The sequence below is a fragment of the Reyranella sp. genome (assembly GCF_965227665.1).
Lineage (GTDB): Bacteria > Pseudomonadota > Alphaproteobacteria > Reyranellales > Reyranellaceae > Reyranella.
This window is the reverse complement of record NZ_OZ245767.1, coordinates 3,334,504-3,357,770: the sequence shown is the minus strand read 5'-3', so window position 1 is coordinate 3,357,770 and position 23,267 is coordinate 3,334,504. Positions and strand designations below refer to the sequence as shown.

General features: G+C 66.2%; 22 protein-coding genes. 10 read left to right on the top strand and 12 right to left on the bottom strand.

Translation table 11 applies throughout. The features are described from left to right. Positions 1-84: 84 nt before the first annotated feature. From purT to ACO07I_RS16150, 3 genes are all read right to left on the bottom strand, one after another. Positions 85-1,275, bottom strand: a complete 1,191-nt coding sequence (purT, locus tag ACO07I_RS16160) for a formate-dependent phosphoribosylglycinamide formyltransferase (RefSeq protein WP_422009362.1) — start codon at positions 1,273-1,275, stop codon at positions 85-87. A gap of 124 nt (positions 1,276-1,399) precedes the next feature. Continuing rightward, positions 1,400-4,546: an efflux RND transporter permease subunit gene (locus ACO07I_RS16155; protein ID WP_422018287.1), complete on the bottom strand. Its 3,147-nt coding sequence runs from the start codon at positions 4,544-4,546 to the stop codon at positions 1,400-1,402. After that, positions 4,546-5,745, bottom strand: a complete 1,200-nt coding sequence (locus ACO07I_RS16150; protein ID WP_422009360.1) for an efflux RND transporter periplasmic adaptor subunit — start codon at positions 5,743-5,745, stop codon at positions 4,546-4,548. The genes ACO07I_RS16155 and ACO07I_RS16150 overlap by 1 nt, the downstream gene beginning before the upstream one ends. A gap of 365 nt (positions 5,746-6,110) precedes the next feature. Here ACO07I_RS16150 and ACO07I_RS16145 point away from each other — a divergent pair, with 365 nt between their 5' ends. Beyond that, positions 6,111-7,256, top strand: a complete 1,146-nt coding sequence (locus tag ACO07I_RS16145; protein WP_422009359.1) for an efflux RND transporter periplasmic adaptor subunit — start codon at positions 6,111-6,113, stop codon at positions 7,254-7,256. Between the two features lie 9 nt (positions 7,257-7,265). Further along, positions 7,266-10,451: an efflux RND transporter permease subunit gene (locus ACO07I_RS16140; protein WP_422009357.1), complete on the top strand. Its 3,186-nt coding sequence runs from the start codon at positions 7,266-7,268 to the stop codon at positions 10,449-10,451. On the opposite strand, the gene ACO07I_RS16135 is transcribed toward ACO07I_RS16140, so the two are convergent. Continuing rightward, complete coding sequence (locus tag ACO07I_RS16135; protein ID WP_422009355.1) at positions 10,438-11,670, bottom strand: MFS transporter; 1,233 nt, start codon at positions 11,668-11,670, stop codon at positions 10,438-10,440. The genes ACO07I_RS16140 and ACO07I_RS16135 overlap by 14 nt on opposite strands. On the opposite strand from ACO07I_RS16135, the gene ACO07I_RS16130 reads away from it, so the two are divergent. Beyond that, on the top strand, positions 11,663-12,358 hold the full coding sequence (locus tag ACO07I_RS16130) for a TetR/AcrR family transcriptional regulator (protein WP_422009353.1): 696 nt from the start codon (positions 11,663-11,665) through the stop codon (positions 12,356-12,358). The two genes, ACO07I_RS16135 and ACO07I_RS16130, sit on opposite strands and share 8 nt — an antisense overlap. 41 nt (positions 12,359-12,399) lie before the next feature. On the opposite strand, the gene ACO07I_RS16125 is transcribed toward ACO07I_RS16130, so the two are convergent. Then, positions 12,400-12,897 (bottom strand): DinB family protein, encoded by a 498-nt coding sequence (locus ACO07I_RS16125; RefSeq protein ID WP_422009351.1) that lies wholly within the window; start codon positions 12,895-12,897, stop codon positions 12,400-12,402. Positions 12,898-12,918: 21 nt separating this feature from the next. Then, positions 12,919-13,050: a hypothetical protein gene (locus ACO07I_RS16120; protein WP_422009349.1), complete on the bottom strand. Its 132-nt coding sequence runs from the start codon at positions 13,048-13,050 to the stop codon at positions 12,919-12,921. A gap of 103 nt (positions 13,051-13,153) precedes the next feature. On the opposite strand from ACO07I_RS16120, the gene ACO07I_RS16115 reads away from it, so the two are divergent. The 4 genes from ACO07I_RS16115 (at position 13,154) to ACO07I_RS16100 (ending at position 15,664) form a co-directional block, all read left to right on the top strand. Continuing rightward, positions 13,154-14,059, top strand: coding sequence for a LysR family transcriptional regulator (locus ACO07I_RS16115; RefSeq protein ID WP_422009347.1), 906 nt, complete (start codon positions 13,154-13,156; stop codon positions 14,057-14,059). 61 nt (positions 14,060-14,120) lie between these two features. Continuing rightward, complete coding sequence (locus tag ACO07I_RS16110; RefSeq protein ID WP_422009345.1) at positions 14,121-14,483, top strand: hypothetical protein; 363 nt, start codon at positions 14,121-14,123, stop codon at positions 14,481-14,483. A gap of 15 nt (positions 14,484-14,498) precedes the next feature. Further along, on the top strand, positions 14,499-14,867 hold the full coding sequence (locus tag ACO07I_RS16105; RefSeq protein WP_422009343.1) for a nuclear transport factor 2 family protein: 369 nt from the start codon (positions 14,499-14,501) through the stop codon (positions 14,865-14,867). Positions 14,868-14,872: 5 nt separating this feature from the next. After that, positions 14,873-15,664, top strand: a complete 792-nt coding sequence (locus tag ACO07I_RS16100; protein ID WP_422009341.1) for an enoyl-CoA hydratase-related protein — start codon at positions 14,873-14,875, stop codon at positions 15,662-15,664. A gap of 142 nt (positions 15,665-15,806) precedes the next feature. On the opposite strand, the gene ACO07I_RS16095 is transcribed toward ACO07I_RS16100, so the two are convergent. The 3 genes from ACO07I_RS16095 to ACO07I_RS16085 are packed head-to-tail and all read right to left on the bottom strand — an operon-like array spanning position 15,807 to position 18,129. Beyond that, on the bottom strand, positions 15,807-16,943 hold the full coding sequence (locus tag ACO07I_RS16095; protein ID WP_422009339.1) for a C45 family autoproteolytic acyltransferase/hydolase: 1,137 nt from the start codon (positions 16,941-16,943) through the stop codon (positions 15,807-15,809). A gap of 9 nt (positions 16,944-16,952) precedes the next feature. Continuing rightward, complete coding sequence (locus ACO07I_RS16090) at positions 16,953-17,579, bottom strand: thiamine pyrophosphate-dependent enzyme (RefSeq protein WP_422009337.1); 627 nt, start codon at positions 17,577-17,579, stop codon at positions 16,953-16,955. A 1-nt stretch (position 17,580) separates the two neighbouring features. After that, a complete protein-coding gene (locus tag ACO07I_RS16085; protein WP_422009335.1) occupies positions 17,581-18,129 on the bottom strand; it encodes a phosphonopyruvate decarboxylase in 549 nt (182 codons plus the stop codon). Positions 18,130-18,231: 102 nt separating this feature from the next. Between ACO07I_RS16085 and ACO07I_RS16080 the strand changes: the two genes are divergently transcribed. Next, positions 18,232-19,179, top strand: coding sequence for a LysR substrate-binding domain-containing protein (locus ACO07I_RS16080; protein ID WP_422009333.1), 948 nt, complete (start codon positions 18,232-18,234; stop codon positions 19,177-19,179). Here ACO07I_RS16080 and hemJ read toward each other — a convergent pair. The 3 genes from hemJ to hemE are packed head-to-tail and all read right to left on the bottom strand — an operon-like array spanning position 19,166 to position 21,672. After that, positions 19,166-19,591 (bottom strand): protoporphyrinogen oxidase HemJ, encoded by a 426-nt coding sequence (hemJ, locus tag ACO07I_RS16075; RefSeq protein ID WP_422009331.1) that lies wholly within the window; start codon positions 19,589-19,591, stop codon positions 19,166-19,168. The genes ACO07I_RS16080 and hemJ overlap by 14 nt on opposite strands. Then, complete coding sequence (gene hemH, locus ACO07I_RS16070; protein WP_422009330.1) at positions 19,591-20,622, bottom strand: ferrochelatase; 1,032 nt, start codon at positions 20,620-20,622, stop codon at positions 19,591-19,593. Before hemH ends, hemJ begins: the two co-directional genes overlap by 1 nt. Before the next feature lie 9 nt (positions 20,623-20,631). Then, positions 20,632-21,672: a uroporphyrinogen decarboxylase gene (gene hemE, locus ACO07I_RS16065; protein ID WP_422018285.1), complete on the bottom strand. Its 1,041-nt coding sequence runs from the start codon at positions 21,670-21,672 to the stop codon at positions 20,632-20,634. 331 nt (positions 21,673-22,003) lie between these two features. Here hemE and ACO07I_RS16060 point away from each other — a divergent pair, with 331 nt between their 5' ends. After that, the gene (locus tag ACO07I_RS16060; RefSeq protein WP_422009328.1) at positions 22,004-22,837 is read left to right on the top strand and encodes a pyruvate, water dikinase regulatory protein; all 834 of its coding nucleotides are present in this window, start codon (positions 22,004-22,006) and stop codon (positions 22,835-22,837) included. Between the two features lie 133 nt (positions 22,838-22,970). Beyond that, positions 22,971-23,267, top strand: coding sequence for a hypothetical protein (locus ACO07I_RS16055; protein WP_422009326.1), 297 nt, complete (start codon positions 22,971-22,973; stop codon positions 23,265-23,267).

Genomic DNA, 23,267 nt, shown 5'->3' with positions numbered 1-23,267 from the left:
ATCGGAGCGCGCAACTCCAGTTGCGCTCAAGGAATGTCGCTAAGGCAAGATGAAGAGCGCAACTGGAGTTGCGCGCTCCAATGATTACCCGACCTTGATCTGCTTCGCCGACGCCATCGCCTTGCGGCGCGCGTCCTTGACGGTGCGCCCCGTGGCGAGCGCGACGGCCATGCGGCGGTGGCCCTTCACCTCGGGCTTGCCGAAGATGCGCACCGAGGTCCCCGGCGCGGCCAGCGCCTTGGCGATGCCGGTATAGGTGGGGTCCTCGATGGTGCCATTGCCGAGCACGGGCACCGAGGCCGCCGCCTGGCAGGTGATCTCGGGGATCGGCAGGCCGAGGATGGCGCGGACATGCAGTTCCATCTCGCTCATGTTCTGCGAGACCATGGTCACCATGCCGGTGTCGTGTGGCCGCGGCGACAGTTCGGAGAACCAGACCTTGTCGCCCTTCACGAACATCTCCACGCCGAACAGGCCGCGGCCCTTGGCGCCGCACAGTGCGTTCACGACCTTCTTGGCGATGTCGCGCGCCTTGCGCAGCGCCGGCTTCGACATGGCGTGCGGCTGCCAGCTTTCGCGATAGTCGCCGTCGACCTGGATGTGGCCGATCGGTTCGCAGAAGCCGAAGCCGTTCTCGTGGCGCACGGTGAGCAGGGTGATCTCGTAATCGAAGTCGATGGCGCCTTCGACGATCACCAGCCCGGTGCTGGCGCGCGTGCCTTCCATCGCGATCTTCCAGCTCTTGGCGACATCGGCGGGCTTGTGCGCGACGCTCTGGCCGTGGCCGGACGACGACATGGTGGGCTTGATGAAGCAGGGGAAGCCCACGGCCTCGGCGCCGGCCTGCAGCTCATCGAGGCTGGCGGCAAAGCGGTAGGGCGAGGTCGGCAGCTTGAGCTTCTCGGCCGCGAGCTTGCGGATGCCGCGGCGATCCATGGTGAGCTGGGCGGCACGCGCCGTCGGGATGACGGTCCAGCCCTCCTTCTCCAGCTCGACCAGCGTGTCGGTGGCGATGGCCTCGATCTCGGGGACGATGAAGTCGGGCTCCACCGTCTCGACGACATGGCGCAGCGCCTCGCCGTCGCGCATATCGAAGACGTAGGCGCTGTTGGCGACCAGCATGGCCGGCGCGTCCTCATAGCGGTCGCAGGCGATGACCTCGATCCCGAAGCGCATCGCCTCGATGACGACTTCCTTGCCGAGTTCGCCCGAGCCCAGCAGCATCAGCTTGACGGCGGAGGGCTTGAGCGGCGTGCCGAATTTCTTGATTTTCATGTGTCGATGATATCGCGTTGGCTTTCCCGACACCAACCTCAGCCTGAGGAGCGCTCTGCAGAAGCGCGTCTCGAAGGGTGGGCACAAAAACGACGTTTGTCGCCCATCCTTCGAGACGCCGCGCTTAGCGCGGCTCCTCAGGATGAGGGAGTGCGGCTGGCTTTGCCTCGTCCCGCCTCGGCTCCTTCTTCTTTCGCGTGAGCAGGCGGAAGAAGAGCGGCACGAACAGGATCGCGATGAACGTCGCGGCCAGCATGCCGCCGATCACGCCGGTGCCGATCGAATGGCGACTGGCCGAGCCGGCGCCGCTGCTGATGGCCAGCGGGACCACGCCCAGGATGAAGGCGAGCGAGGTCATGACGATCGGCCGGAAGCGCAGCTTCGCCGCCTCCATCGCCGCGTCGTAGGCCGAAAGGCCCTGCTGGTAGCGCTGCGAGGCGAACTCGACGATCAGGATGGCGTTCTTGGCGGCGAGACCGATGAGCGTGATGAGGCCGATCTGGAAATAGACGTCGTTCTCCAGGCCGCGGATCCAGACCGCCAGCAGCGCGCCGAACACCGCAAAGGGCACGGCGGTGAGGACGGCGAGCGGCAGCGACCAGCGCTCGTACTGCGCCGCCAGGATCAGGAAGACCATCACCAGGCCGAACACGAAACCCAGGCTGCCCGTGCCCTGGGTGGCCAGCTCCTGGTAGGCCGAACCGGTCCAGCCGATCGTGTAGTCGTCGGGCAGGGTCTCGGCCACGAGCTGCTGCATGGCGGCGATCGCCTGGCCCGAGGAATAGCCCGGCGCCGGCCCGCCCAGGATCTTGGCGGCGGGAAAGATGTTGAAGCGGTCGACCGTGTCGGGACCGACGATGCGGGTCACCGGCACCAGCTCGTTGAGCGGCACCATGACGTTCTTGTCGGACTTCACGAACACGTGCCGCAGGTCCTCCGGCCGCTCGCGGAAGTCGGACTCCGACGAGAGGCTCACACGATAGGTGCGCCCGAACAGGGTGAAGTCGTTGACGTAGAGGCTGCCGAACGAACTCTGCATCGTGTCGAAGATCGAGTTGATCGGGATGCCGATGGCCTTGGCCTTGTCGCGGTCGACGTCGATCCGGTACTGCGGCACGCTGGTGGAGAAGGTGGTGGAGACGCCGGCCAGTTCCGGATGCTTGGCCGCCGCGGCCACGACCTTGTTGGCCGCTTCCGCGAGGCTCGCCAGCGAGCCGCCCGACCGGTCCTGCAGATAGAATTCGAAGCCGCCGGTCGTGCTCATGCCCTGGATGGGCGGCGGGTTGAAGCCGATCACCACGCCGTCGCGGAAATGGCTGTTCAACCCGGCGAGCGCCGGCGCGAGATTGCGTGCATCCTGGGCGGGCTCCTTGCGCTCGGACCAGTCCTTCAGCGTGACGAAGGAGATGCCGGAATTGGTCTTCTGCGCGCCCGAGAGCAGGTCGAAGCCCGAGAAGGTGACGACATTGGCGACGGCCGGATTCTTGCCGAGTTCCTCGGTCGCCTTGGCGGTGATCTCGCGCGTGCGCGTCAGCGAGGCGGCGGGCGGCAGGGCCGTCACCAGGAAGACGTAGCCCTGGTCCTCGTTGGGCACGAGCCCGCCCGGTACGCGCTGGAACAGGTAGACGGTGGCACCGACGATCACGGCGAAGCCCGCCAGGCCGAACACGACCCGCTTCATCAGGAACGAGACGCCGCCGGTATAGCGATCGGTCACCCAGCCGAAGCCCTTGTTGAATTTCGAGAAGAACCATCCGGGCTTCTCGTGGCCGGGCTTCAGGATCAGGGCCGCAAGTGCAGGTGTGAGCGTCAGCGCCACGATGCCCGAGATCACCACCGACACGGCGATGGTGACCGCGAACTGACGATAGAGTTCGCCCGCCAGGCCGCCCAGGAAGGAGACCGGGATGAACACCGCGCAGAGGACCAGCACGATGGCGATGACCGGCCCGGTCACCTCCTGCATCGCCTGGACCGCCGCGTCGCGCGGACTCTTGCCCTCGGTGGACATGATGCGCTCGACGTTTTCCAGCACCACGATCGCGTCGTCGACGACGATGCCGATCGCCAGCACGAGCCCGAACAGGGTCAGCAGGTTGATGGAGAAGCCCAGCAGGTACATGCCGGCGAAGGTCCCGACGATCGACACCGGGATGGCGATGATCGGGATGATCGTCGCCCGAACGCTCTGCAGGAACAGGAAGACGACCAGCACCACGAGGATGACGGCCTCGATGAAGGTGATCACCACCTCCTCGATCGAGACCTCGACAAAGCGCGTGGTGTTGAACGGCACGTCGTACCGCAGCCCTTCCGGAAACCGCTTGGAGACGCGCTGCATCGTGTCCTGCACCGACTGCGCGACCTGCAGCGCGTTGGCACCGGGCTGCAGATAGACGCCGATCGGCACGGCAGGGGCGCCGTTGAAGATCGCGGAGAAGCCGTAGGTGAGCGCGCCCAGCTCGACCCTGGCCACGTCCTTGAGGCGCAGCGCGCCGCCGATCTCGTCGGAACGGATGATGATGTTCTCGAACTGGGTGGCATCGACCAGGCGCGCGGGGGTCGTCACCGAATAGGTGAACTCCTGCGGGTTCTTCATCGGCTCCTCGCCGAACCGGCCGGCGGCGAATTGCGAGTTCTGTTCGCGGACGGCGGCCGCCACGTCGCCCGGCGTCAGATTGTATTGCGCGAGCTTGTCGGGTCTCAGCCAGACGCGCATCGAATAGTCCGAGGCACCGAACAGGGCGGCATCGCCGACGCCGGGCAGCCGTCGCAGCTCGTCGACCACGTTGACCAGCGCGTAGTTGCTGATGAACACGGTGTCGTAGCGCCGGTCCGGCGACGACATGGTCATCACCATCAGGATCGACGACGACCGCTTCTGGACGACGACACCCTGCCGCGCGACCTCGGCGGGCAGCAGCGGCAGCGCGCGCTGCACGCGATTGTTCACGTTGATGGCGTTCTGGTCGGGATCGGTGCCGATCTCGAAGCTGACCGTCAGGCTCATCGTGCCCGAGCCGGTCGAGGTGGAGCGCATGTAGATCATGCGCTCGACGCCGTTGATCTGCTGCTCGAGCGGCGCCGCCACCGTGGAGGCGATGGTTTCGGCGGTGGCGCCGGGATAGCTCGCCGTCACCACCACATCGGGCGGCACGATCTGCGGATACTGCGAGATCGGCAGCGCGCGCATCGCGACCAGCCCGGCCAGCACGATGACGATCGACAGGACGCTGGCGAAGACCGGCCGGTCGATGAAGAACTTCGAGATCACGGTCTGGTCCCGCCCGCGGCAGGGAGGGCCGCGGGGGCGGGCGCCGTGGAGACATCGACCGGCTTCACCTTGGCGCCGGGCCGAACCCGGATGACGCCGTCCGTGACGACGCGCTCGCCGGCCTTGAGGCCGCTCTTCACGATCCAGCCCTTCTCGACCTCGCGGTCGAGCTGGACGGGGCGGGCCTGGGCCACGTCGTTCGCATCGAGCACGTAGACGGCGGCACCCTGCGGCCCCTGCACGATCGCCGTCTTCGGAACGAGGACGGCATTCGGCATGGTGACGCCGATGATCTCCACCCGGACGAACTGGCCGGGCAGCAGGCCGCGCTTGTCGTTGGGGAAGACCGCGCGAATCTGGATCGTGCCGGTGCGCGGATCGACGATGCTGGAGCTGATGTCGACCCGCCCGTCGAACGGATAGACGTCGCCATTGCCGAAGCGCAGCTTCACCGTGACGTCGTCTTCCGTGAGCGGCTTGGCGCGTTTGCGGTTGATCTCGGTGAGCTCGCGCAATTCGCCGTCGGTGGTCGTGAAATAGACGTAAGCCGGATCGAGCTGAGTGATGCGGGTGAGCACCGTCTGCTGGGGCTGGACGAGCGTGCCCTCGGGCGGCGAGGCCTCGATGCTGGTGAGGCCGGCGATCGGCGCCCTGATCACGGTGTATTCGAGATTGAGCTCGGCGGTCTGGACATCGGCTTTAGCCGATGCGAGCGCCGCGGTGGCCAGCTCGCGCGCGGCCGTCGCATCCTCGAGCGCCTTTTGGGTCGACACCTGTCGGGCCGCCAGACCCTCGACCCGGGTGAAATTCTCCGTCGCCTGGGTCAGCGTCGCCTGCGCCTGCGCCTCCTGGGCCTTGGCCCGGGCAAGGGCGGCGTCGTAGCTGCGGGGATCGATGCGAAAAAGCACATCGCCCGCCTTGACCGCCTCGCCGTCGGTGAATTCGCGCTTCTGCAGAAAGCCGCCGACCTGCGACCGAATTTCGACGATCCGGAAGCCGGTCACCCGCCCCGCATAAAGCAACGGCAAGGGCACATCGGCGGACACCAGCGTCGCCACGCCCACCTCGGCGGGCGGTGGCGCTGCGGCGACCGGCGGCACCGTCGGGCTGCGGAGAGCGAACCAGTAGACGGCAGCCCCCGCAATCGCGACGAGGATGACAGCAATGAAGGCAATGCGCGGAGATGGCTTGCCCATCTACGCCCCTCTTCCGGGCATGAGCGGGCAGAGCAGCAGCGTCAGAAAGATGACGGACGATGAATCATGTCCGGAACCCTTTTCACACGTGACCATGACTCGCCCCTCTCGACACCTGCCAGGCGACGTGCGACCACACCAGCCAAGCTCACCATCGAGTTGAACGCGCGACTTTGCGCAACGTTGCGAAGCCCTTTCGACGGGTGCCCGCAGAGCGGCAGCCTCGGAAGCCGTTTAACCCTACAGTTGTTGCTGAAAAGCCGTTCCCGCGAAGTGCGTCGGTTACTCCGCGAGGAATTGACACAGCCCAATGGGGCAACCACATGTCGACTTCGCGACGCAGAATTGTTCGCGGGGGAGTCCAAGTGTCCGTACGTCGCTGCCTGCTGGCTGTCGCCAGCCTCTGCCTCTGGGCTTTTTCATCCGCATCCTTCGCCCAGGGCGGCCCGCCCGCCATGCCCGTGAGTGTTTCAGAACCGCTCAGCAAGCGCGTCACCCAGTGGGACGAGTATTCCGGTCGCTTCGAAGCCGTTGCATCCGTTGAAGTGCGCGCGCGTGTGTCCGGCTTCATCGACAAGATCGATTTCCGCGACGGCCAGATCGTCAAGGTGGGCGATCCGCTCTTCACCATCGACAAGCGGCCCTATGAGATCGCCGTCGAATCGGCGGAGGCCGAGGTCGCCCGCAACAAGGCCCAGGTCGATCTGGCAGAGCTGCAGGTCGGTCGCGGTGCTTCGCTGATTTCCTCGCGCACCATCACCGAGGCGGAGCAGGATTCGCGCAAGTCGACGCTCGCCGTCGCCCGCGCGCAGCTCAAGTCTGCCGAAGCCGCGCTGCGCAACGCCCAGCTCAATCTCGAATGGACGAACGTCACGGCGCCGATCGCCGGCCGCATCTCGGACCGCAAGGTCGATGCCGGCAACCTGATCTCGGGCGGCCAGACGGGCGCCACCCTGCTCGCCACGATCGTGACGCTCGATCCCATCCGCTTCGTCTTCGACATCTCGGAAGCCGATCATCTGCGTTACAGCCGCCTGATCCTCTCGGGAGCGCTCGCCTCCTCGCGCGACGGCGCCAATCCCGTCCGCATCCGGCTGTCCGACGAGACCGACTGGAAGCGCACCGGCAAGGTCGACTTCGTCGACAATGCGATGACCGCGCGGTCCGGCACGATCCGCGTCCGTGCCCTGGTCGACAACAAGGACCAGCTCCTGACGCCCGGCATCTTCGGCCGGCTGCAGCTGTTCGGCGGCGAATATGACGCGCTGCTGGTGCCCGACTCGGCCATCATCTCCGACCAGGCCCGCAAGATCGTGTTCGTCGTTGGCCCGGGAGACGTCGTGCAGGCCAAGCCGGTGACCCTGGGCACGATCGTCGACGGGCTGCGGGTGATCCGCTCCGGCCTGGAGCCCACCGACAAGGTGGTCCTCGACGGACTCGCCAATCCCATGGTCCGGCCCGGTGCCAAGGTCGTGCCGCAGAAGGGCGAGATCGTCGCCAAGGCCAAGTAAGGGCCCCCCATGCGTTTTTCCCATTTCTTCATCGACCGGCCAATCTTCGCGTCGGTCCTCTCGGTCATCATCGTGATCGTGGGCTTCATCGCCCAGCGCGGCCTGCCCGTGGCGGAATATCCCGAGATCGCGCCGCCGACCGTCAACATCACCGCGACCTATCCCGGCGCGTCGGCCGAGGTTATCGCCGAGACCGTCGCCACGCCGATCGAGCTCGAGGTCAACGGCGTCGACGACATGCTCTACATCGAGTCGCAGTCGACCGGTGACGGCCGTCTGTCGATCAACGTGGTGTTCAAGCCCGGCGTCGACATCGACCAGGCGCAGGTGCTGGTGCAGAACCGCGTCGCGGTGGCCCAGCCGCGCCTGCCCGAGGACGTGCAGCGTCTCGGCATCGTGGTCCGCAAGGCCTCGCCCGACCTGATGATGGTCGTGCACATGGTCTCGCCCGACGGCAGCCGCGACCAGCAATACATCTCCAACTACGCCACGCTCTACGTGAAGGACGTACTGACCCGCGTCGACGGCGTCGGCAACGTGCTGGTGTTCGGCGGTCGCGACTACTCGATGCGCATCTGGCTCGACCCGGCCCGGGTCGCGGCACGCAACCTCACCGCCGGCGAAGTCGTGCTGGCGTTGCGGGCGGCCAACCTCCAGGTCGCGGCGGGTGCGGTCAACCAGGCCCCGGCGGTGTCGCCGGGCGGCTTCACCCTGTCGGTACGCACGCTGGGGCGGCTGAGTTCGCCCGACCAGTTCGAGAACATCGTGATCCGCGCCGAGCCGGACGGATCCGTGACGCGCCTGCGCGACATCGCCCGCGTCGAGCTCGGTGCGCAGGACTACACGCTGAACGCCTACCTCAACAACAAGACGGCCACGGCGCTCGGTATCTTCCAGCGGCCGGGATCCAACGCGCTCTCGACTTCGGACGCGATCATCGCGGAGATGGAACGGTTGAAGAAGACCTTCCCCTCCGGCCTCGACTACACGATCGTCTACAATCCAACGACCTTCATCCAGGCCTCTGTCGACGCGGTCATCACGACCCTGTTCGAAGCGGTGATCCTGGTCGTCGTCGTCGTGATCCTGTTCCTGCAGACCTGGCGCGCGGCGATCATCCCGATTCTCGCCATCCCGGTCTCGCTGATCGGGTCCTTCGCGATCATGGCTGCGGTGGGAATCTCCTTCAACACGCTGTCCTTGTTCGGCCTGGTGCTGGCGATCGGCATCGTGGTCGACGACGCCATCGTCGTGGTCGAGAACGTCGAGCGCTACCTGACACAGGGCATGTCGCCCAAGGAGGCGGCGCACAAGACGATGGACGAGGTCGGCGGCGCGCTGATCGCGATCTCGCTCGTTCTGATCGCGGTGTTCCTGCCGACCGCCTTCATCACCGGCCTGCAGGGCACCTTCTACAAACAGTTCGCGATCACCATCGCGGCCTCGACCGCGATCTCGGCCTTCGTGTCGCTGACGCTGTCACCGGCGATGGCGGCGCTGCTGCTGAAGACCCACGCCCTGTCGCATGTCGAGAAGCCCAAGCCCGGCCTGATGGAGCGGCTGGCCTGGCCGGTCCACTGGTTCTTCGGCCACTTCAACCGCGGCTTCGAAGCGCTGTCGAACTTCTACGGGCGCATGACAGCGCGGGTGATCCGCATGGGCTTCATCATGCTGGTGATCTACGCCGGCCTGCTGGCGCTCACCCAGAACCGCCTCGCCTCGACCCCGACCGGCCTGGTGCCGCAGCTCGACCGCTCCTACCTGATCGCGGCCATGCAGCTCCCCGCCGGTTCGACGCTCGAGCGGTCGGACGCCCTGGTCCGCAAGGCCAGCGAGATCATCATGTCGCGGCCGGGCGTGGCGAACGCCGTCTCGTTCGTCGGCTTCGACGGCGCGACCTTCACCAACGCGCCCAACACCGGTGTGATCTTCGTGACCCTGAAGCCGTTCAAGGAGCGGCCGGGCATCACCAAGGACATGATCCTGGCCGACCTGCGCGGGCAGATGTTCGCGTTGCGCGAAGCCTTCGTGTTCGTCCTGGAGCCGCCCGCCGTGCCCGGCATCGGCACCGGCGGCGGCCTCAAGGGTTACGTGCAGGATCGCGCGTCGCGCGGGCTGACCGCCCTGGAAGGCGCCACCTGGGCGCTGGCCGGCGCCGCCGGACAGGCGCCGGGCCTCACCCAGGCCTTCACGCTCTACAATACGCGCACGCCGCAGATCTACGCCGACATCGACCGCACCAAGGCCGAGCAGCTGGGCGTGCCGATCGCGCGCGTGTTCGAGACGCTGTCGGCCTATATGGGCTCGGCCTACGTCAACGACTTCAACATTCTCGGCCGCACCTACCGTGTGACCGTGCAGGCCGACGATCCCTATCGCCTGACCCTGCGCGACGTCGAGAACCTCAAGACGCGCAGCGTCAGCGGCGAGATGGTGCCGATCGGCGCCGTCGCGACCTTCGAGGACATCACCGGTCCCTACCGCGTGGCCCGCTACAATCTGTATCCGGCGGCCGAGGTGCAGGTGGCGCTGCAGCGCGGCTACTCGTCGGGACAGGGAATCGCCACGATGGAGGCGCTGGCGGAGAAGGTGCTGCCGTCCGGCTTCGGTTTCGAATGGACCGAGATCGCGCTGCAGGAGAAGCTCGCCGGCAATACCGCGATCCTGGCCTTCGGGCTGGCGGTATTGTTCGTCTTCCTGCTGCTGGCAGCGCTCTACGAGAGCTGGCTGCTGCCGCTCGCCGTCATCCTGATCGTGCCGATGTGTATCCTCGCGGCCATGATCGGCGTGAACATCCGCGGCCTCGACCGAAACGTCCTGGTCGAGATCGGCCTCGTCGTGCTGGTCGGTCTGGCGGCGAAGAACGCCATCCTGATCGTGGAGTTCGCCAAGCAGGCGCATGAGCAGGGCATGAACCGCTTCGATGCGGCGGTCACCGCCTCCAAGACGCGCCTGCGGCCCATCCTGATGACCTCGCTCGCCTTCATCCTGGGCGTGGTGCCGCTGGTCATCAGCACGGGTGCCGGCGCGGAGATGCGGCAGTCGCTGGGAACGGCCGTGTTCTCTGGCATGATCGGCGTCACGATCTTCGGCCTGATCTTCACGCCGGTCTTCTACGTGCTCTCCGTCGGCCTGGCCGAGCTGCGCTTCAAGTGGCGCAAGCAGGAGATCAAGCCGGACTTCAAGCCGCAATAGGTCTCGGCGCAGGTGGCGGGCGCATCAGCGCGAACGCCACCTGCACGATGCCGGCGGTGAGCCCCATCGCGACCCCGAGGCGCCAGGCGAGGTCGTAGGAGCCCAGCGCGTCGAACAGCAGGCCGCCGCCCAGGGCGCCGACGAAGCTTCCCAACTGGTGGCTCATGAAGGCGACGCCCTGGATCATCGCCTGCCAGCGCAGGCCGAACATCTCCACGACCGAACCGGCGACCAGCGGCCCGACGCCCAGCCACAGGAATCCCATGGCCGAGGCGAAGACGAGCGTGCTGGCCGGCGTCGGCGGCATCACGAAGTAGCAGGCCAGCACGATCGAGCGGGCGATGTAGATGCCGCCCAGCAGGCCGGGCTTGGACCAATGCCCGCCCGCCCAGCCGAAGAACAGGCTGCCGAACACGTTGAACAGCGCGATCGCGCCCAGCGCGCCGGCGCTGAGTGATGGGTCCATGCCGCAGATCGCGAGATAGGACGGCAGATGGGTGGTGATGAACAGCAGCTGCATCCCGCACACGAAGTAGGCGCCCGTCATCACCAGGAAGGAGGGAGTGCGGAGTGCGGTCCTGAGCGCCACACGCGGAGAGGCGGCGCTGATGTCGCCCGTGGCGGGCACGGGAGGCGCCAGGCGGTCGACCCGGCCCGCGATCCAGGCGGCGGGCAGCATGAAGAGCGTGAGGGCGAGGAAGCCCAGCAGCCCGGCGCGCCATCCAAACTCCGTCGTGAGAGTCTGGCCGAGCGGCGCCGAGAGCATTGCGCCCAGCGATCCCGTCGCAGTGATCGCCCCGAGCACGAAGCTGCGCGACTTGGCCGGCACCGCGCGAGCACCCACGGCGAGAGAGATGGCCGAAGCCGTGCAGGCCAGGGCCATGCCGATCAACACGCCGCCGCCCAGCATCACGCCGGTCATGCCGTCCGCCCTCAAGAACAGGCCGAGCCCGGCAACATAGAGAGCCGCGCCGCCGACCATGATCGGCCGGAAGCCCAGGCGAACCGCGAGGGCGCCTGCGACCGGCTGCAGGAAGCCCCAGGCGAGGTTCTGGACCGACATGGCCAGGGCGAAGTCGGAAACCGTGAGCGCGATGTCGCGCGTCAGCGACGGCATCACCAGCCCGAAACTCTGGCGCACGCCCATGCCGAGGCTCAACATGACCGAGGCGCCGATCAGGATCGGCAGGACGGGCCGCAGATCCCTCAGGATGGTCATCGTGCCGCCTTCCAGATACTACACAGGTCTGTGTAATCTAGAAGCGGCGCCGGAAAGAGGTCAAGACGGCATGGCGAGAGCGGATGTCAGGGCGGCGATGCAGGAACGCATTCTCGAGACGGCGGACCGGCTGTTCTACGGCCAGGGCATCCGCGCCGTCGGCGTCGACACAATCGCGGCCGAGATCGGCATCAGCAAGCGCACGCTCTACAATCACTTCCCGTCGAAGGACGATCTGATCGTGGCCTATCTGTCGCGCCGGCTGAAACCCCCGCCCCCGTCAGACCGGCCGCCGCTGGAGCAGATCCTGGGCGCCTTCGACCGGCTGGAACGCACCATCGCGACCGGTGTGTTCCGCGGCTGCCCCTTCGTGAACGCCGTGGCCGAGCTCAAGGAGCCGGCACACGCCGCGAACCGGATCGCCCTGGCTTTCAAGGAACAGAGGCGGGTGTGGTTTCAGGCCCTGTTGCAGCAGCTCGGCATCGAGGACGCCGATTCCCTGTCGATGCAGATCCAGATCCTGATCGACGGCGCCATCGCCGCCGCCATCGTGCGCGGCGACCCGAAAGTCGCGGCCGCGGCGCGCGACGCGGCGACTGTGTTGCTGAAAGCGGCGGGTGTCGCGACTTCAGCCAAACCGGTCGCTCGCTTTGGAGCGCGCCACTCCAGCGGCGCTTCGGAATCATGAGCGCCACAGGGGTGGTGCGCTCCGAAAGACGCTTCGATAAGTTACGCCGGATCGGGCCGCAGCACGCGGTGCAGGTCGAGCACGGGCGGCTTGTGGCCCAGCTGCGAGAGGAGCGTGTGGACCTGGGCCCTGTGGTGGGTCTGGTGATTGAAGAAATGCGGCAGGATCACCGACCAGGGATCCTCGGTGTCGAAGCCGGAATTGTTGACGTAGCGCACGCTGCCTTGTTCGAAGCCTTCGGGCAGGTTCGCGAAGAAATGCTCCATCTGACGGTCCAGTCGCTCACGCTCCGCGCGCAACGCTTCGAACTTCTCGAACTGGACCGCCCCCAGGCCCGTCGACACATGCGAGCCGCCTTCGAACCGGGCCATCCAGATCCGGTCGCCCAGCAGCAGATGGTTCAGCGTGCCGTGCACGCTGCCGAAAAAGGCGCCGAGATCGCGGCGGTACTCGGCATCCGAGAGCCCGGCGCAGGCCGCATAGAGCGTTTCGTTGGCCAGCCGGTTGTAGCGGGCGTACTGCGCCCAGATCCCGCTCATGGCCTGCCCCGCGACGCGAGGTCAGCGAGCCGCGGCGGAAACCCAGCGGGTGAAGTGGCGAATGAGGCCAGCCACGGCGGCGCCCCGCAGGCGCAGCGCACGGGCTTCGAGGGCGCGACGTTCGGCGATGGTCGGATAGGGCGTGGTAAACATGGGAAGGATCTCCAAAGGTTGAAAGAAACCTAATTCCATTCTTCCTGGCGGTTAATACGGAGTGTATGACGAACACTCCTGAAAGTAATTCATCAATGGCGCAATGATCGATCACGCGAGCGAAATGGCGGCCTTCGTTCGGGTCGTTGATTCCAAAGGCTTTTCCGCCGCCGCGCCCAGCCTCGGCCTGACCCCGTCGGCCGTGAGCAAGCTGGTGACCCGATTGGAAACCCGGCTGGGCGTTCGGCTGCTCCAGCGCACCACGCGGGCGATCAGCCTCACCGAGGAGGGCGAGGCCTTCTACGCCGCAGCACGGCGCATCGTGGGCGAGATCGAGATCCTGGAGAACCAGATCAGCGGCCAGAGCGGCACGCCGCACGGTCTACTCAAGGTCACGACGTCGCTGGCTTTCTCGACCCATCAGCTGGCGCCCGTCATCGCCGAGTTCCTCGAACGCTATCCGCTGCTGCAGCTCGAACTGATGCCCACCGACCGGGTGGTCGACATGATCGAGGAAGGGGTCGACATCGCGATCCGCATCGGCCGGCTGGCGGATACCAGCTTCATGGCCCGCAAGATCGGCGAGGATGTGCGGTTGGTCTGCGCCTCGCCCTCCTACCTCCGGAACCGCCGGCCGCTGCAGCGGCCCGAGGACCTGGCGCGCCACAACTGCATCGTCTCGCGCGACCGCACCTATCTCAACCGCTGGCCGTTCCGCATCGATGGCGAAATCCGCGAGATCGAGGTTGGCGGCCGTGTCGCCGTCACCGAGGGCGAAGCGCAAATGCGGCTGGCGCTGCAGGGGCTGGGCATCGTGCGCCTCACCCGCCTGACGGTGGCCTCGGCGATCAAAAACGGCGAGCTGGTTTCGCTGCTGGAGGAGTTCCGGGCCGAACAGCCGATCCCCATCCATGCGGTCTATCCGCACCGCCGCCATCTCGCACCCAAGGTCACGGCCTTCATCGATTTCATCCTCGAGAAATTCTCGCCGCCGCCGTGGGAGATCTAGGGGTGGAGATTTAGCCGCCGGGATGATGCTAGGGTCCGTCCAACAAACGTGGGGAGGCAAGATGGATACCGAGACCGACCTTTTCGTGCAGGCCTTCTGGGTCAAATGCCGCGACATCATCCGGCCCGAACTTGACGAGGCCGTCGGCGCGCTGCGCCATGCGGGCCATGACGCTAACATCTCGACCCTGGAATACTCGCCGGACGAGAAGACCGCGCCGGAGAGCGGCCCGACCCTCATGCTGACCATCCATACCAGCGGAGCGTCCGACACCCGCCTGCTGCGCTATCGTGGCGATGTGCAGGCAAAGGAGATCGAGGTCATGGCCTCCGAGTGCAAGACCTCGCGCTATGACCTCTCCGCGGTCACGCAGGCCGGTGTGAAGAACGACATCGCGCTCTGCTTCGGATCGTTGCTCAAGTAGACCAAGGAGTATCTCATGGCCGACGCCATCGACGACCTGTTCCGCCGCTTCGGCAAGGCCTTCAACAAGGCCGATGTCGACGCGATCGCCGACTGCGTCACCGACGATTTCGAGTGGCGCCTCAACACCGGCGGTTCGCCGACCGGACGGGTGCTCAAGGGCAAGGAAGCCCTGCGCACGCACTTCGCCGACAAGAGCACGGCGCATCGCGAAGTGCGTTTCTCCGAGGCCAGCATCCATCGCGCCGGCGACAAATTGTTCGGCACCTTCCGCGCCACCGGCATCGACCATGCCGGCAAGCCGTTCGATCGCTACGGCATCGACCTCTACGAGGTGAAGGAAGGCAAGATCGCGCTCAAGGACAGCTACATGAAGGCCGAGTGATTTCGATGTCGAACGATACCGTCCTCTGGGAAATCGACCGCCGCGGTGTGGCCACCGTCACGCTGAACCGGCCCAAGGTGAACAACGCCTATAACGGCGACCTCATCCAGGGCCTGCACGACGCAATGGATGCGCTGGCGGCCGAGAGCGGCCTGCGCATCGTCGTGCTGCGCGGCAACGGCAAGCATTTCCAGGCCGGAGCCGATCTGTCGTGGATCACCGCCGTCGCCAAGCAGTCGCCCGCCGAGAACGAGAAGGTCAGCCGTCTCACCGCCGAAGCCGTGAAGCGGCTCGACACCTGTCCCGTCCCGACGCTGGCGTTGATCCAGGGCGGCTGCTTCGGCGGCGGTACGGGCATCGCCGCGGCCTGCGATGTCGTCGTGGCCCAGGAGGACGCGCTCTTCTCCATCAGCGAGACGCGCTGGGGCCTGATGGCGGGCATCATCCTGCCGCAGCTCTGCCAGGCCATCGGCCTGCGCCAGACGCGCCGCTACGCGCTGACCGGCGAACGCTTCGGCGCCCACGACGCTCGCCGTCTCGGCCTGGTGCACGAAGTCTGCCCGGTGGGCGGTCTTGCCGAGGCCGGCGAGAAGATCGTCGAGTCCGTGCTGATGAACGCGCCGCGCGCCACCACCGCGACCAAGCTGCGCTCGCTGGCCTCGGCCCGCGCCTTCGTCGACGACGGCGAACTGCGCGACCTGATCGACGAACACGCCCGCACCCGCCAGCAGGACGAAGCCACCGAAGGCCTCGCGAGCTTCACGGAGAAGCGCAAGCCTTCCTGGTATCCGGGGTAAAAAAGCCGTCGTCTCTCCGCTCCGGCCGAGACGACGGCTTTTCTTTTCCTGTCATCCTGAGCGCAGCGAAGGATCTGGTGCCAGCAACACAGTCCTTTGCTCGCGCCGTCAGGTCCTTCGCTGCGCGCAGGACGACAGCGACCTACTCCGCCGCCTGCTTCTGCGCGAGGCGATCGGGCGTCAGCGTGTAGGTCGTGAACTGGCGGTTCAGCGCCGGCATCGGGCAGGCTTCGAGGTGGCCCTCGGCCGGGCGCATCAGGATCATGGCCGTGGTCGCCGTCGAGACGCCGCGCGAATTGAGCCGGGGCGGGCGGCACACTGAATAGGGCGTGCCCCAATCGTCGAAGAACGCCTGACGGAAATCTTCCAAGGTGAGCTTGCCGCGCTTGGGCGAGAGCTGGTCGCGCACCCGCTTGTCGCGATAGATCGAGTCCGGCGTCTCGGCGAGGCCGGTGTCCTTCACCTTGGCGCGCGCCGAATCGGCGATCCAGTGATTGGCGTGCACGTAGAGGCCGCGGTCGGGCGCGATCCAGAACGTCTCGTCGGGGGCACATTCGAAGCCGAAGGCTTCGCCATCGCAATGGCTGACGGCCATGTGGTTGGAGCCGGGCTTGGGCGTCGACACGATGGTCTGCACCGCATGGGCGAGGTGCGCGGCCTCCAGCACCTTGCGGCGGATGAAGGGCAGCGGCACACCCTGCCCGCGCTGATAGTCACGGTCGCATTCCAGGGCGTTGGCCGTGAGGCCGATACCGGCCGAGTTGAGGCCCGAACGCGCAAGGCCACCCGCTTCGGTGAAGGTCAGGATATCGGGCCCGTCGTCGCGGCGGATGCGCAGGACCACGCCGGTCTCGGCGCATTCCGACCGCCAGTCCCAATTCTGGCCGTGCAGCAGCACGCCATCGCTGCTGGCTTCGGGTAGAGCGAGCGCCGCGGTGCAGCCGTCGGGAAAGTGCTTGGCGGCCTGCTGCTTGCGGGCCGCGACCACCATCTCGGTGCGGGCGTTCATCAGCACCACGGCGGCGAAAGGTTCGTTTGCGCCCTCGGCGATGCCGCGCATTTCCTCGACATAGGCCGGATCGAACCTGTCGATCAGCGGCACCATCGCCTCGGCGCGCCGCTCCAGTTCCTTCCAGTCGACGCCCGTCTTGAGCAGCGACTCGGCATACATCTTCGCGCCGCGCTTCAAACGATCCGCGGCGGCCTGGCCGTGGATCCGACCCCGCTCCCTGGGACCGCCGGACAGATCGATCAGCGGGAAGGGAGCGTAGTCGGTCATGGGAGCCTCTTAAGGGTGGCCCAACAGGGCCTGGCGGAAACGGTCCTTGAGATGCGCGCCGTCCTGCGGCGGCATCACGAACTCCAGCTTCTCTACCATGACCTTCACGAGCCGGAACACCGGACCCTTCTTGCTGCGCACGTCCTTCACCAGTTCCGCGACCTCGCCCGCCTCGCGCACCGTCGTGGCATCGGCGATGCCGCAGCCGCGGGCGATCATGGCGAGGTCGGTGCCGGCGCCGGAATCGGTCGGGCCGTTATTGCGCGGGCTGGTGTGGGTGGCCTGGTTGCCGGTCTCGCCGAACTTCTCGTTGTCGAGCACGACGATCGCCAGGTTCTCCGGCATCTGCGTCGCCACCGTGGCGAGCGAGCCCAGGCTCATCAGCATGTCGCCGTCGCCGGTGATGACCAGCACGCGCTTGGTGGGCTGCGCCATGGCGAGGCCGAGGCCCATGCCGACCGGGGCACCCATCGAGCCCCAGAGCGGCATGTTGAGCGGACGGTCGCCGGCGGCGGTGACGTCCCAGTTCGAGGAGCCGAGGCCCGCGATGACCAGCAGGTTGTCGTCGGCGCCCTCGAGGAGCTGCTTGACCAGCGGACGGCGCTGCAGCGTTGCGCCTGACTTGTTGGGGCTCATCTCACTTCTTCCCGAAATTCTTGATGCCGATCAGCTTCTGGCGCAGCAGCACCGCAACGGCCTGGCCGCCGTTGAAGGCCGAGCGCGCGGCGGCGTCGACCGTGGCCTTCACTTCGTCGGCAGTGTCGACCGAATAGAGCAGCACGCCCATCGCCTCGAGCACCTTTGGCGTCCCCTGGCCCATCGGGTACTGCCAGGAATTGAACTCGCCCCAGTCGCCGCGCATCGTGATCAGGGTCAGGAACGGGAAGCGCAGGGTCTTGGGCATGCCCATCAGGTTGATGGTGTTGCCGACGCCGGAGCTCTGCATCAGCAGCACCGAACGCTGGCCGCCCAGCCATGCACCGGCGGCGAGCGGAATGCCCTCCTCCTCGGTCGTGAGAGCCAGGGTCCTGATCGAGTTCGACTTCTGGCAGGCCTCGATCAGCCGGCCGTGGCCGGCGTCGGGCACGTGATAGACCTGCTTCACGTCATGGTCCTGGAAGACCTCGAAGATCTGGTCGCGCCAATCAACTGTGGAAGGGGCAGGCTGCGTCGGGGCGGCGGTCATGTTTCTCCCATCCGGCTCAAGTCGGCGGGCACCTTAGCTATAACGCCGACGTAACTCGACGACCGTTGGGAATGAACAGATATAACTATATTGTATCGGTCGATGGAGATTTCCCAGCTTCGCACCCTGATCCATGTCGCCGAGCTTGGCAGCCTGAGCAAGGCGGCCGACCGGATCGGCATCGCCCAGCCTGCCCTCAGCCGCCAAATCCGAATGCTGGAGGAGGAGCTGTCGGTCCGCCTGTTCACCCGGCATGGAAGAGGCATGGTCCTCACCGACAAGGGCCGGGAGATCCTCGAACATGCCACGCGCGTCATGACCGAGCTGGAGGAGATCCGCGCGACGGCCTCCGATCTCGACGCACCCTTGCGCGGCAGGATCTCCATCGGCTTTCCGCCGACGGTGGCCGACATCCTGTCGCTGCCCCTGGTCGCCGCTTTCGGAAAGAGCCACCCGCAGGTCGAGCTGCGGCTGGTCGGCGCCTATACGGGCCATCTGCTCGACTGGGTGCATCGCGGCGAGATCGACGTCGCCATCCTCTACGATCCCAATTCCGTCCGATCGCTGCGGTCGGAGCCGTTGCTGCTCGAAAACCTGTTCCTGATCGGACCGCCCGACTCAGGACTCTCGGGCGAACGCTCGATCCGGTTCAAGGATCTCGACGGCAAGCGCATCCTCCTGCCCAGCACGCGTCACGGCTTGCGAACGATCGTCGAGCAGTGTGCCGTCGAAGCCGGCATCGCCCTGCACATCGCCATCGAAGCTGATTCCTATGCGACCCTGAAGGATCTGGTGCGTCATGGTCATGGCTGGACGATCCTGCCGCTGTCGCCCATTCACGACGACATCGCCTCGGGCCGCCTGGCCGCGGCACCCCTGACCGATCCGGCGCCGGTCCGGCAGTTGGTCCTGTCCTATCCGGCAGACCGGCCGGTCTCCCGCCTCACGCGATTTGCCGGCGAGACGATCGCCGACATCGTTGCCGACCATGTCGAGCGGAAGATCTGGCCTGGACGACTGCTCGGTCGTGGGCAGGTCAGAACGGCTTGAGCACCACCAGGAAGACGATCGCGACCATCAGCAGGGTCGGCACCTCGTTCCACCAGCGATAATAGTTCGCCGGTCGCACGTTCCGGTCCTCCGCAAATGCCTTGCGCCAGCGACCGTACAGGTGATGCACCACGGTGAGGACACAGACGAAGGTGAACTTCGCGTGCCACCAGCCCGAGTGCCACCACTCGCCCTGCCAGGTGAGCGCGAGGCCGAAGACCCAGGTCAGGATCATCGCCGGGTTCATGATGCCGCGCAGCAGGCGCCGCTCCATGGTCTTGAAGGTCTCGCTCTGCACCGAGCCCTTCTCGGCGTCGGCGTGATAGACGAACAGGCGCGGCAGATAGAGCAGCCCGGCCATCCAGGCGATCACCGAGATGATGTGCAGCGCCTTCAGCACCTCGTAGAGCATCAGGCCGCTCCGGCGATCAGCGGACAGCCGCGGTGGCTGGCGGCGCAGGGCATCGACTTCGCACCATGGCAGATCGCGACCTGCGGTTCGGCCAGGATGGCGCGGACGCGGTCGGCGAGACCCGCGATGAATGCGGGATGCGTGCCCACGGTCGGCACGCGAACGTAGGCCGGCACGCCGCTCTTCTCGCTGAGATGGCGATATTCGATGTCGAGCTCGACGAGAGTTTCCGAATGCTCCGATACGAAGGCCAGCGGATAAAGCACGATGGCCTTGCCGTCGCTGCCGGCCCGGTGGATCTCCGAATCGGTCGAGGGTCCGATCCATTTTAGGGGCCCGACCCGGCTCTGGTAGCAGACCGACCAGTCGAGACCGCCGATTCTGTCGGCGATCGCCTTAGCGCTGCGTTCGACCTGCGCCTGGTAGGGATCGCCGGCCTTGACGATCTTCTCGGGAAGCCCGTGCGCCGAGAACAGCACGCGCGCGGGGCGATCGCCCATTTCGGCGAGGCCCTGCTTCACGAGATCGACGGAAGCCGAAATGAATCCTTCCTCGTCGGGATAGCAACAGACGGTTTGTGTCGGCACGTCGAGCTTCGCGGCCGTTGCCGCTTCCTTCCAGGCCTTCACCGATGAGGCCGTCGTGGTGGTCGAGAATTGCGGATAGAGCGGCAGCAGGACGATGCGGTCAGGCGCAAAGCGCTTCACCGAGCGCACGACGGCCTCGGTCATCGGATGCCAGTAGCGCATGCAGACATAGCCGCGCCATTCATGCTCCGGGCCCAGCGCTTCTTCTAGGGCACGGGCCTGGGCTTCCGTTTGCCCGAGGATCGGCGAGCTGCCGCCGATCTGCGCGTAGATGGCCTGGGCCTTGGGCGCACGACGGCTGGAAATGAACTGCGCCAGTGGCAGCCGGAAGAACGACGGCAGCGAGATGATCGCCGGATCGCTGAACAGGTTGCGCAGGAACGGCTGCACGGCCTCCGGTGAATCCGGTCCACCGAGATTGAACAGGACGATGGCAATCTTCATTGCGTGATCTCAGCCCGGCTTCCAGTTGCGCACGATCTCGACCAGACGCGCGACATTGTCGGGCGGCGTCTGCGGCACGACACCATGGCCGAGGTTGAACACGAAGGAGCCGTGCCCGAGCTTGTCGAGAATGCGGTTCGCCTCGCGCTCCATCGCCTCGCCGCCGGCGACGAGCATGATCGGATCGAGATTGCCTTGGACGGGGATGTGCGGCTGGATCTCCTTTGCCGCCCAATGCGCGCCGATGCCGGTATCGAGCGACAGGGCGCTGAATGTCTCGGGCAGGCGATACATCAGCGCCGCCGGTCCGACCGCGCGCGGAAAGGCGATGATCGGCACGCCGGGATGACGCTCGCGCAAGGCCTTGGCGATCCGCACCATCGGATCGAGCGACCAGTGGAAGAGCTGCTCTTCCGGCAGCACACCGGCCCAGGAATCGAACAGCTGGACCGCGTCGACGCCGGCCTCGACCTGATGGCCGAGATGATCGACCACCGCATCGATGAGAAGATCGATCAGGAGCCTGAAGGATTCGGGATGGGCATAGGCCCACTTCTTCACCTTGGCGAAATCCTTGCTGCCGCTGCCTTCGATCATGTAGCAGGCGAGCGTGAACGGTGCGCCGGCGAACCCCAGCAACGCCGTGTCCTTCGGCAGCTCGGCCCGCGTTCGCCGGATCGCCTCATAGACCGGCGCGAGATGTTCCTGAAGGCGCGCCCGTGACAGCCGGCCGAACTGCGAGGGATCGGTCAGCGCCTCGAGCTTCGGTCCCTCGCCTTCCGCGAACCAGACCTTCTGGCCGAGCGCATCCGGGATCACGAGGATGTCGGAGAAAATGATCGCGGCATCGAGCCCGAACCGGCGGATCGGCTGCAAGGTCACCTCGACCGCCTTGTCGGGCGTGTAGCAGAATTCGAGGAAGGATCGCGTCGTCGACCGCACGGCACGATACTCGGGCAAATAGCGTCCCGCCTGGCGCATCAGCCAGATGGGGGGCGTCGGATGCCTCGTTCCGGCCAACGTCTCGAGGAACTTCCCCCTCGGGTTCACACTGCTCAAGCTCTGTCCCTCATGCTTCTTCTTACTCTATTCATAATAGGTAGTAGCAGTAGTAGGGCCTGTGCCATGTGGGGATACGCCCTATTGGTGATCGTTCCCCAAGGGGCTGTGGATCGGATGATACCGATTCCACGCGACTCCAGGGCCTGATTCCCGACTCGCAGGTCATTCGTCCCAAGGTGTACGCAGGGGACGGCAATTTGGACGGATGAGGCGAGTCGTGTCCCGAATCCGCCCGGTTCCGGCGGCCGTTCCGTTTGTCCCCGAAATGCCCGCAGCAATCCCGCGTTTCTCCCGGCCTCGCTGTGGGGTAAAACGATCCGTGGCCAACCGCAATTTTCACGTCCATCTCGTGTCCGATTCGACCGGTGAGACCGTCTCGAGTGTCGCCCGGGCCTGTCTCGTCCAGTACGAGGGGATCTTCGTCCAGGAACATGTCTGGTCACTGGTGCGTTCCCCGGCCCAGATGGAAAAGGTGATGCAGGCGGTTGAGCGCGACCGCGGTCCCGTCCTCTATACGCTGGTCGATCCCGAGTTGCGCGACGTGGTGCGCGATCATTGCCGGCGCCTGCAGCTTCCCTGTGTCGGCGTACTCGACCAGGCGATGAGCGTGCTGGCGGTTCATTTCCATTCCAAGAGCGAGCAGTGGCCCGGCCGCCAGCATCAGCTCGACGAGGGCTATTTCGACCGGATCGACGCGATGCACTACACGCTGGCGCACGATGACGGCCAGTCGACCCACGATCTCGACGATGCCGACGTCATCCTGGTCGGACCCTCTCGCACCTCCAAGACACCGACCTGTGTATATTTGGCCAATCGCGGCGTGCGGGCGGCGAACGTGCCGCTGGTGCCGCAGGTGCCGCCGCCGGCCGAACTCGAAGAGGCAAAGCGGCCGTTGATCGTCGGCCTGATCACCGATCCGGAACGGCTGGTGCAGATTCGCGTCAACCGCCTGCGGCTCATGCAGCAGGACACCGAGAGCGACTATACCGACATGGATACGGTCCAGGGCGAGATCCAGGATGCCCGTCGCCTCTACGCCCGCCGCAAGTGGGCGACCATCGACGTGACGCGACGCTCGATCGAGGAGACGGCGGCGACCATCCTGCAGATGCTCGCGACCCGCCGGGAGCAGAGGCTCCAGGCGCCGTAGAGAAAACGAGGCAGGAGGCGACCATGAAGGCAGCCTGGGTAGCGTTCGGTGGGATTCTCTCGTCGACGGCGGCCCTGGCGGCCGGCGGGATCGCCGTGACAAGGGTGGCGACGCCAATGTCTACGGCAACTGCGTGCCGAGCCTCGTCGTCGAGAACAAGTCGGGCGAAACGATCGATTATCTCCAGGTCGATGTCGTGCTTGCCCTGCGCGACGGCCGCCAGCGTACCATCGAGCTGAAGTCGGCCTATCGCGAGGGGGCGCCCGCGCCCATCGCCCCAGGTGCCAAGGCCACCCTTCGGCAGCATCTCGACACGTCGCGGGCCCTGGGAGTGCCGTGCGGTGAAGTCAGCGAAAGACGGGTCTCCCGCACGATCTGCGAGACGGAACATGGCACAATGTGTGCATCTTCCATCCTGGTGCAACCCTGA

What these genes read in the sequence shown, in the direction of transcription:
- purT (WP_422009362.1), bottom strand. Translation starts at nt 1,275, where the DNA reads ATGAAAATCAAGAAATTCGGCACGCCGCTCAAGCCCTCCGCCGTCAAG.
- ACO07I_RS16150 (WP_422009360.1), bottom strand. Translation starts at nt 5,745, where the DNA reads ATGGGCAAGCCATCTCCGCGCATTGCCTTCATTGCTGTCATCCTCGTC.
- ACO07I_RS16140 (WP_422009357.1), top strand. Translation starts at nt 7,266, where the DNA reads ATGCGTTTTTCCCATTTCTTCATCGACCGGCCAATCTTCGCGTCGGTC.
- ACO07I_RS16130 (WP_422009353.1), top strand. Translation starts at nt 11,663, where the DNA reads ATGGTCATCGTGCCGCCTTCCAGATACTACACAGGTCTGTGTAATCTA.
- ACO07I_RS16135 (WP_422009355.1), bottom strand. Translation starts at nt 11,670, where the DNA reads ATGACCATCCTGAGGGATCTGCGGCCCGTCCTGCCGATCCTGATCGGC.
- ACO07I_RS16125 (WP_422009351.1), bottom strand. Translation starts at nt 12,897, where the DNA reads ATGAGCGGGATCTGGGCGCAGTACGCCCGCTACAACCGGCTGGCCAAC.
- ACO07I_RS16120 (WP_422009349.1), bottom strand. Translation starts at nt 13,050, where the DNA reads ATGTTTACCACGCCCTATCCGACCATCGCCGAACGTCGCGCCCTCGAA.
- ACO07I_RS16115 (WP_422009347.1), top strand. Translation starts at nt 13,154, where the DNA reads ATGATCGATCACGCGAGCGAAATGGCGGCCTTCGTTCGGGTCGTTGAT.
- ACO07I_RS16110 (WP_422009345.1), top strand. Translation starts at nt 14,121, where the DNA reads ATGGATACCGAGACCGACCTTTTCGTGCAGGCCTTCTGGGTCAAATGC.
- ACO07I_RS16105 (WP_422009343.1), top strand. Translation starts at nt 14,499, where the DNA reads ATGGCCGACGCCATCGACGACCTGTTCCGCCGCTTCGGCAAGGCCTTC.
- ACO07I_RS16100 (WP_422009341.1), top strand. Translation starts at nt 14,873, where the DNA reads ATGTCGAACGATACCGTCCTCTGGGAAATCGACCGCCGCGGTGTGGCC.
- ACO07I_RS16095 (WP_422009339.1), bottom strand. Translation starts at nt 16,943, where the DNA reads ATGACCGACTACGCTCCCTTCCCGCTGATCGATCTGTCCGGCGGTCCC.
- ACO07I_RS16090 (WP_422009337.1), bottom strand. Translation starts at nt 17,579, where the DNA reads ATGAGCCCCAACAAGTCAGGCGCAACGCTGCAGCGCCGTCCGCTGGTC.
- ACO07I_RS16085 (WP_422009335.1), bottom strand. Translation starts at nt 18,129, where the DNA reads ATGACCGCCGCCCCGACGCAGCCTGCCCCTTCCACAGTTGATTGGCGC.
- ACO07I_RS16080 (WP_422009333.1), top strand. Translation starts at nt 18,232, where the DNA reads ATGGAGATTTCCCAGCTTCGCACCCTGATCCATGTCGCCGAGCTTGGC.
- hemJ (WP_422009331.1), bottom strand. Translation starts at nt 19,591, where the DNA reads ATGCTCTACGAGGTGCTGAAGGCGCTGCACATCATCTCGGTGATCGCC.
- hemH (WP_422009330.1), bottom strand. Translation starts at nt 20,622, where the DNA reads ATGAAGATTGCCATCGTCCTGTTCAATCTCGGTGGACCGGATTCACCG.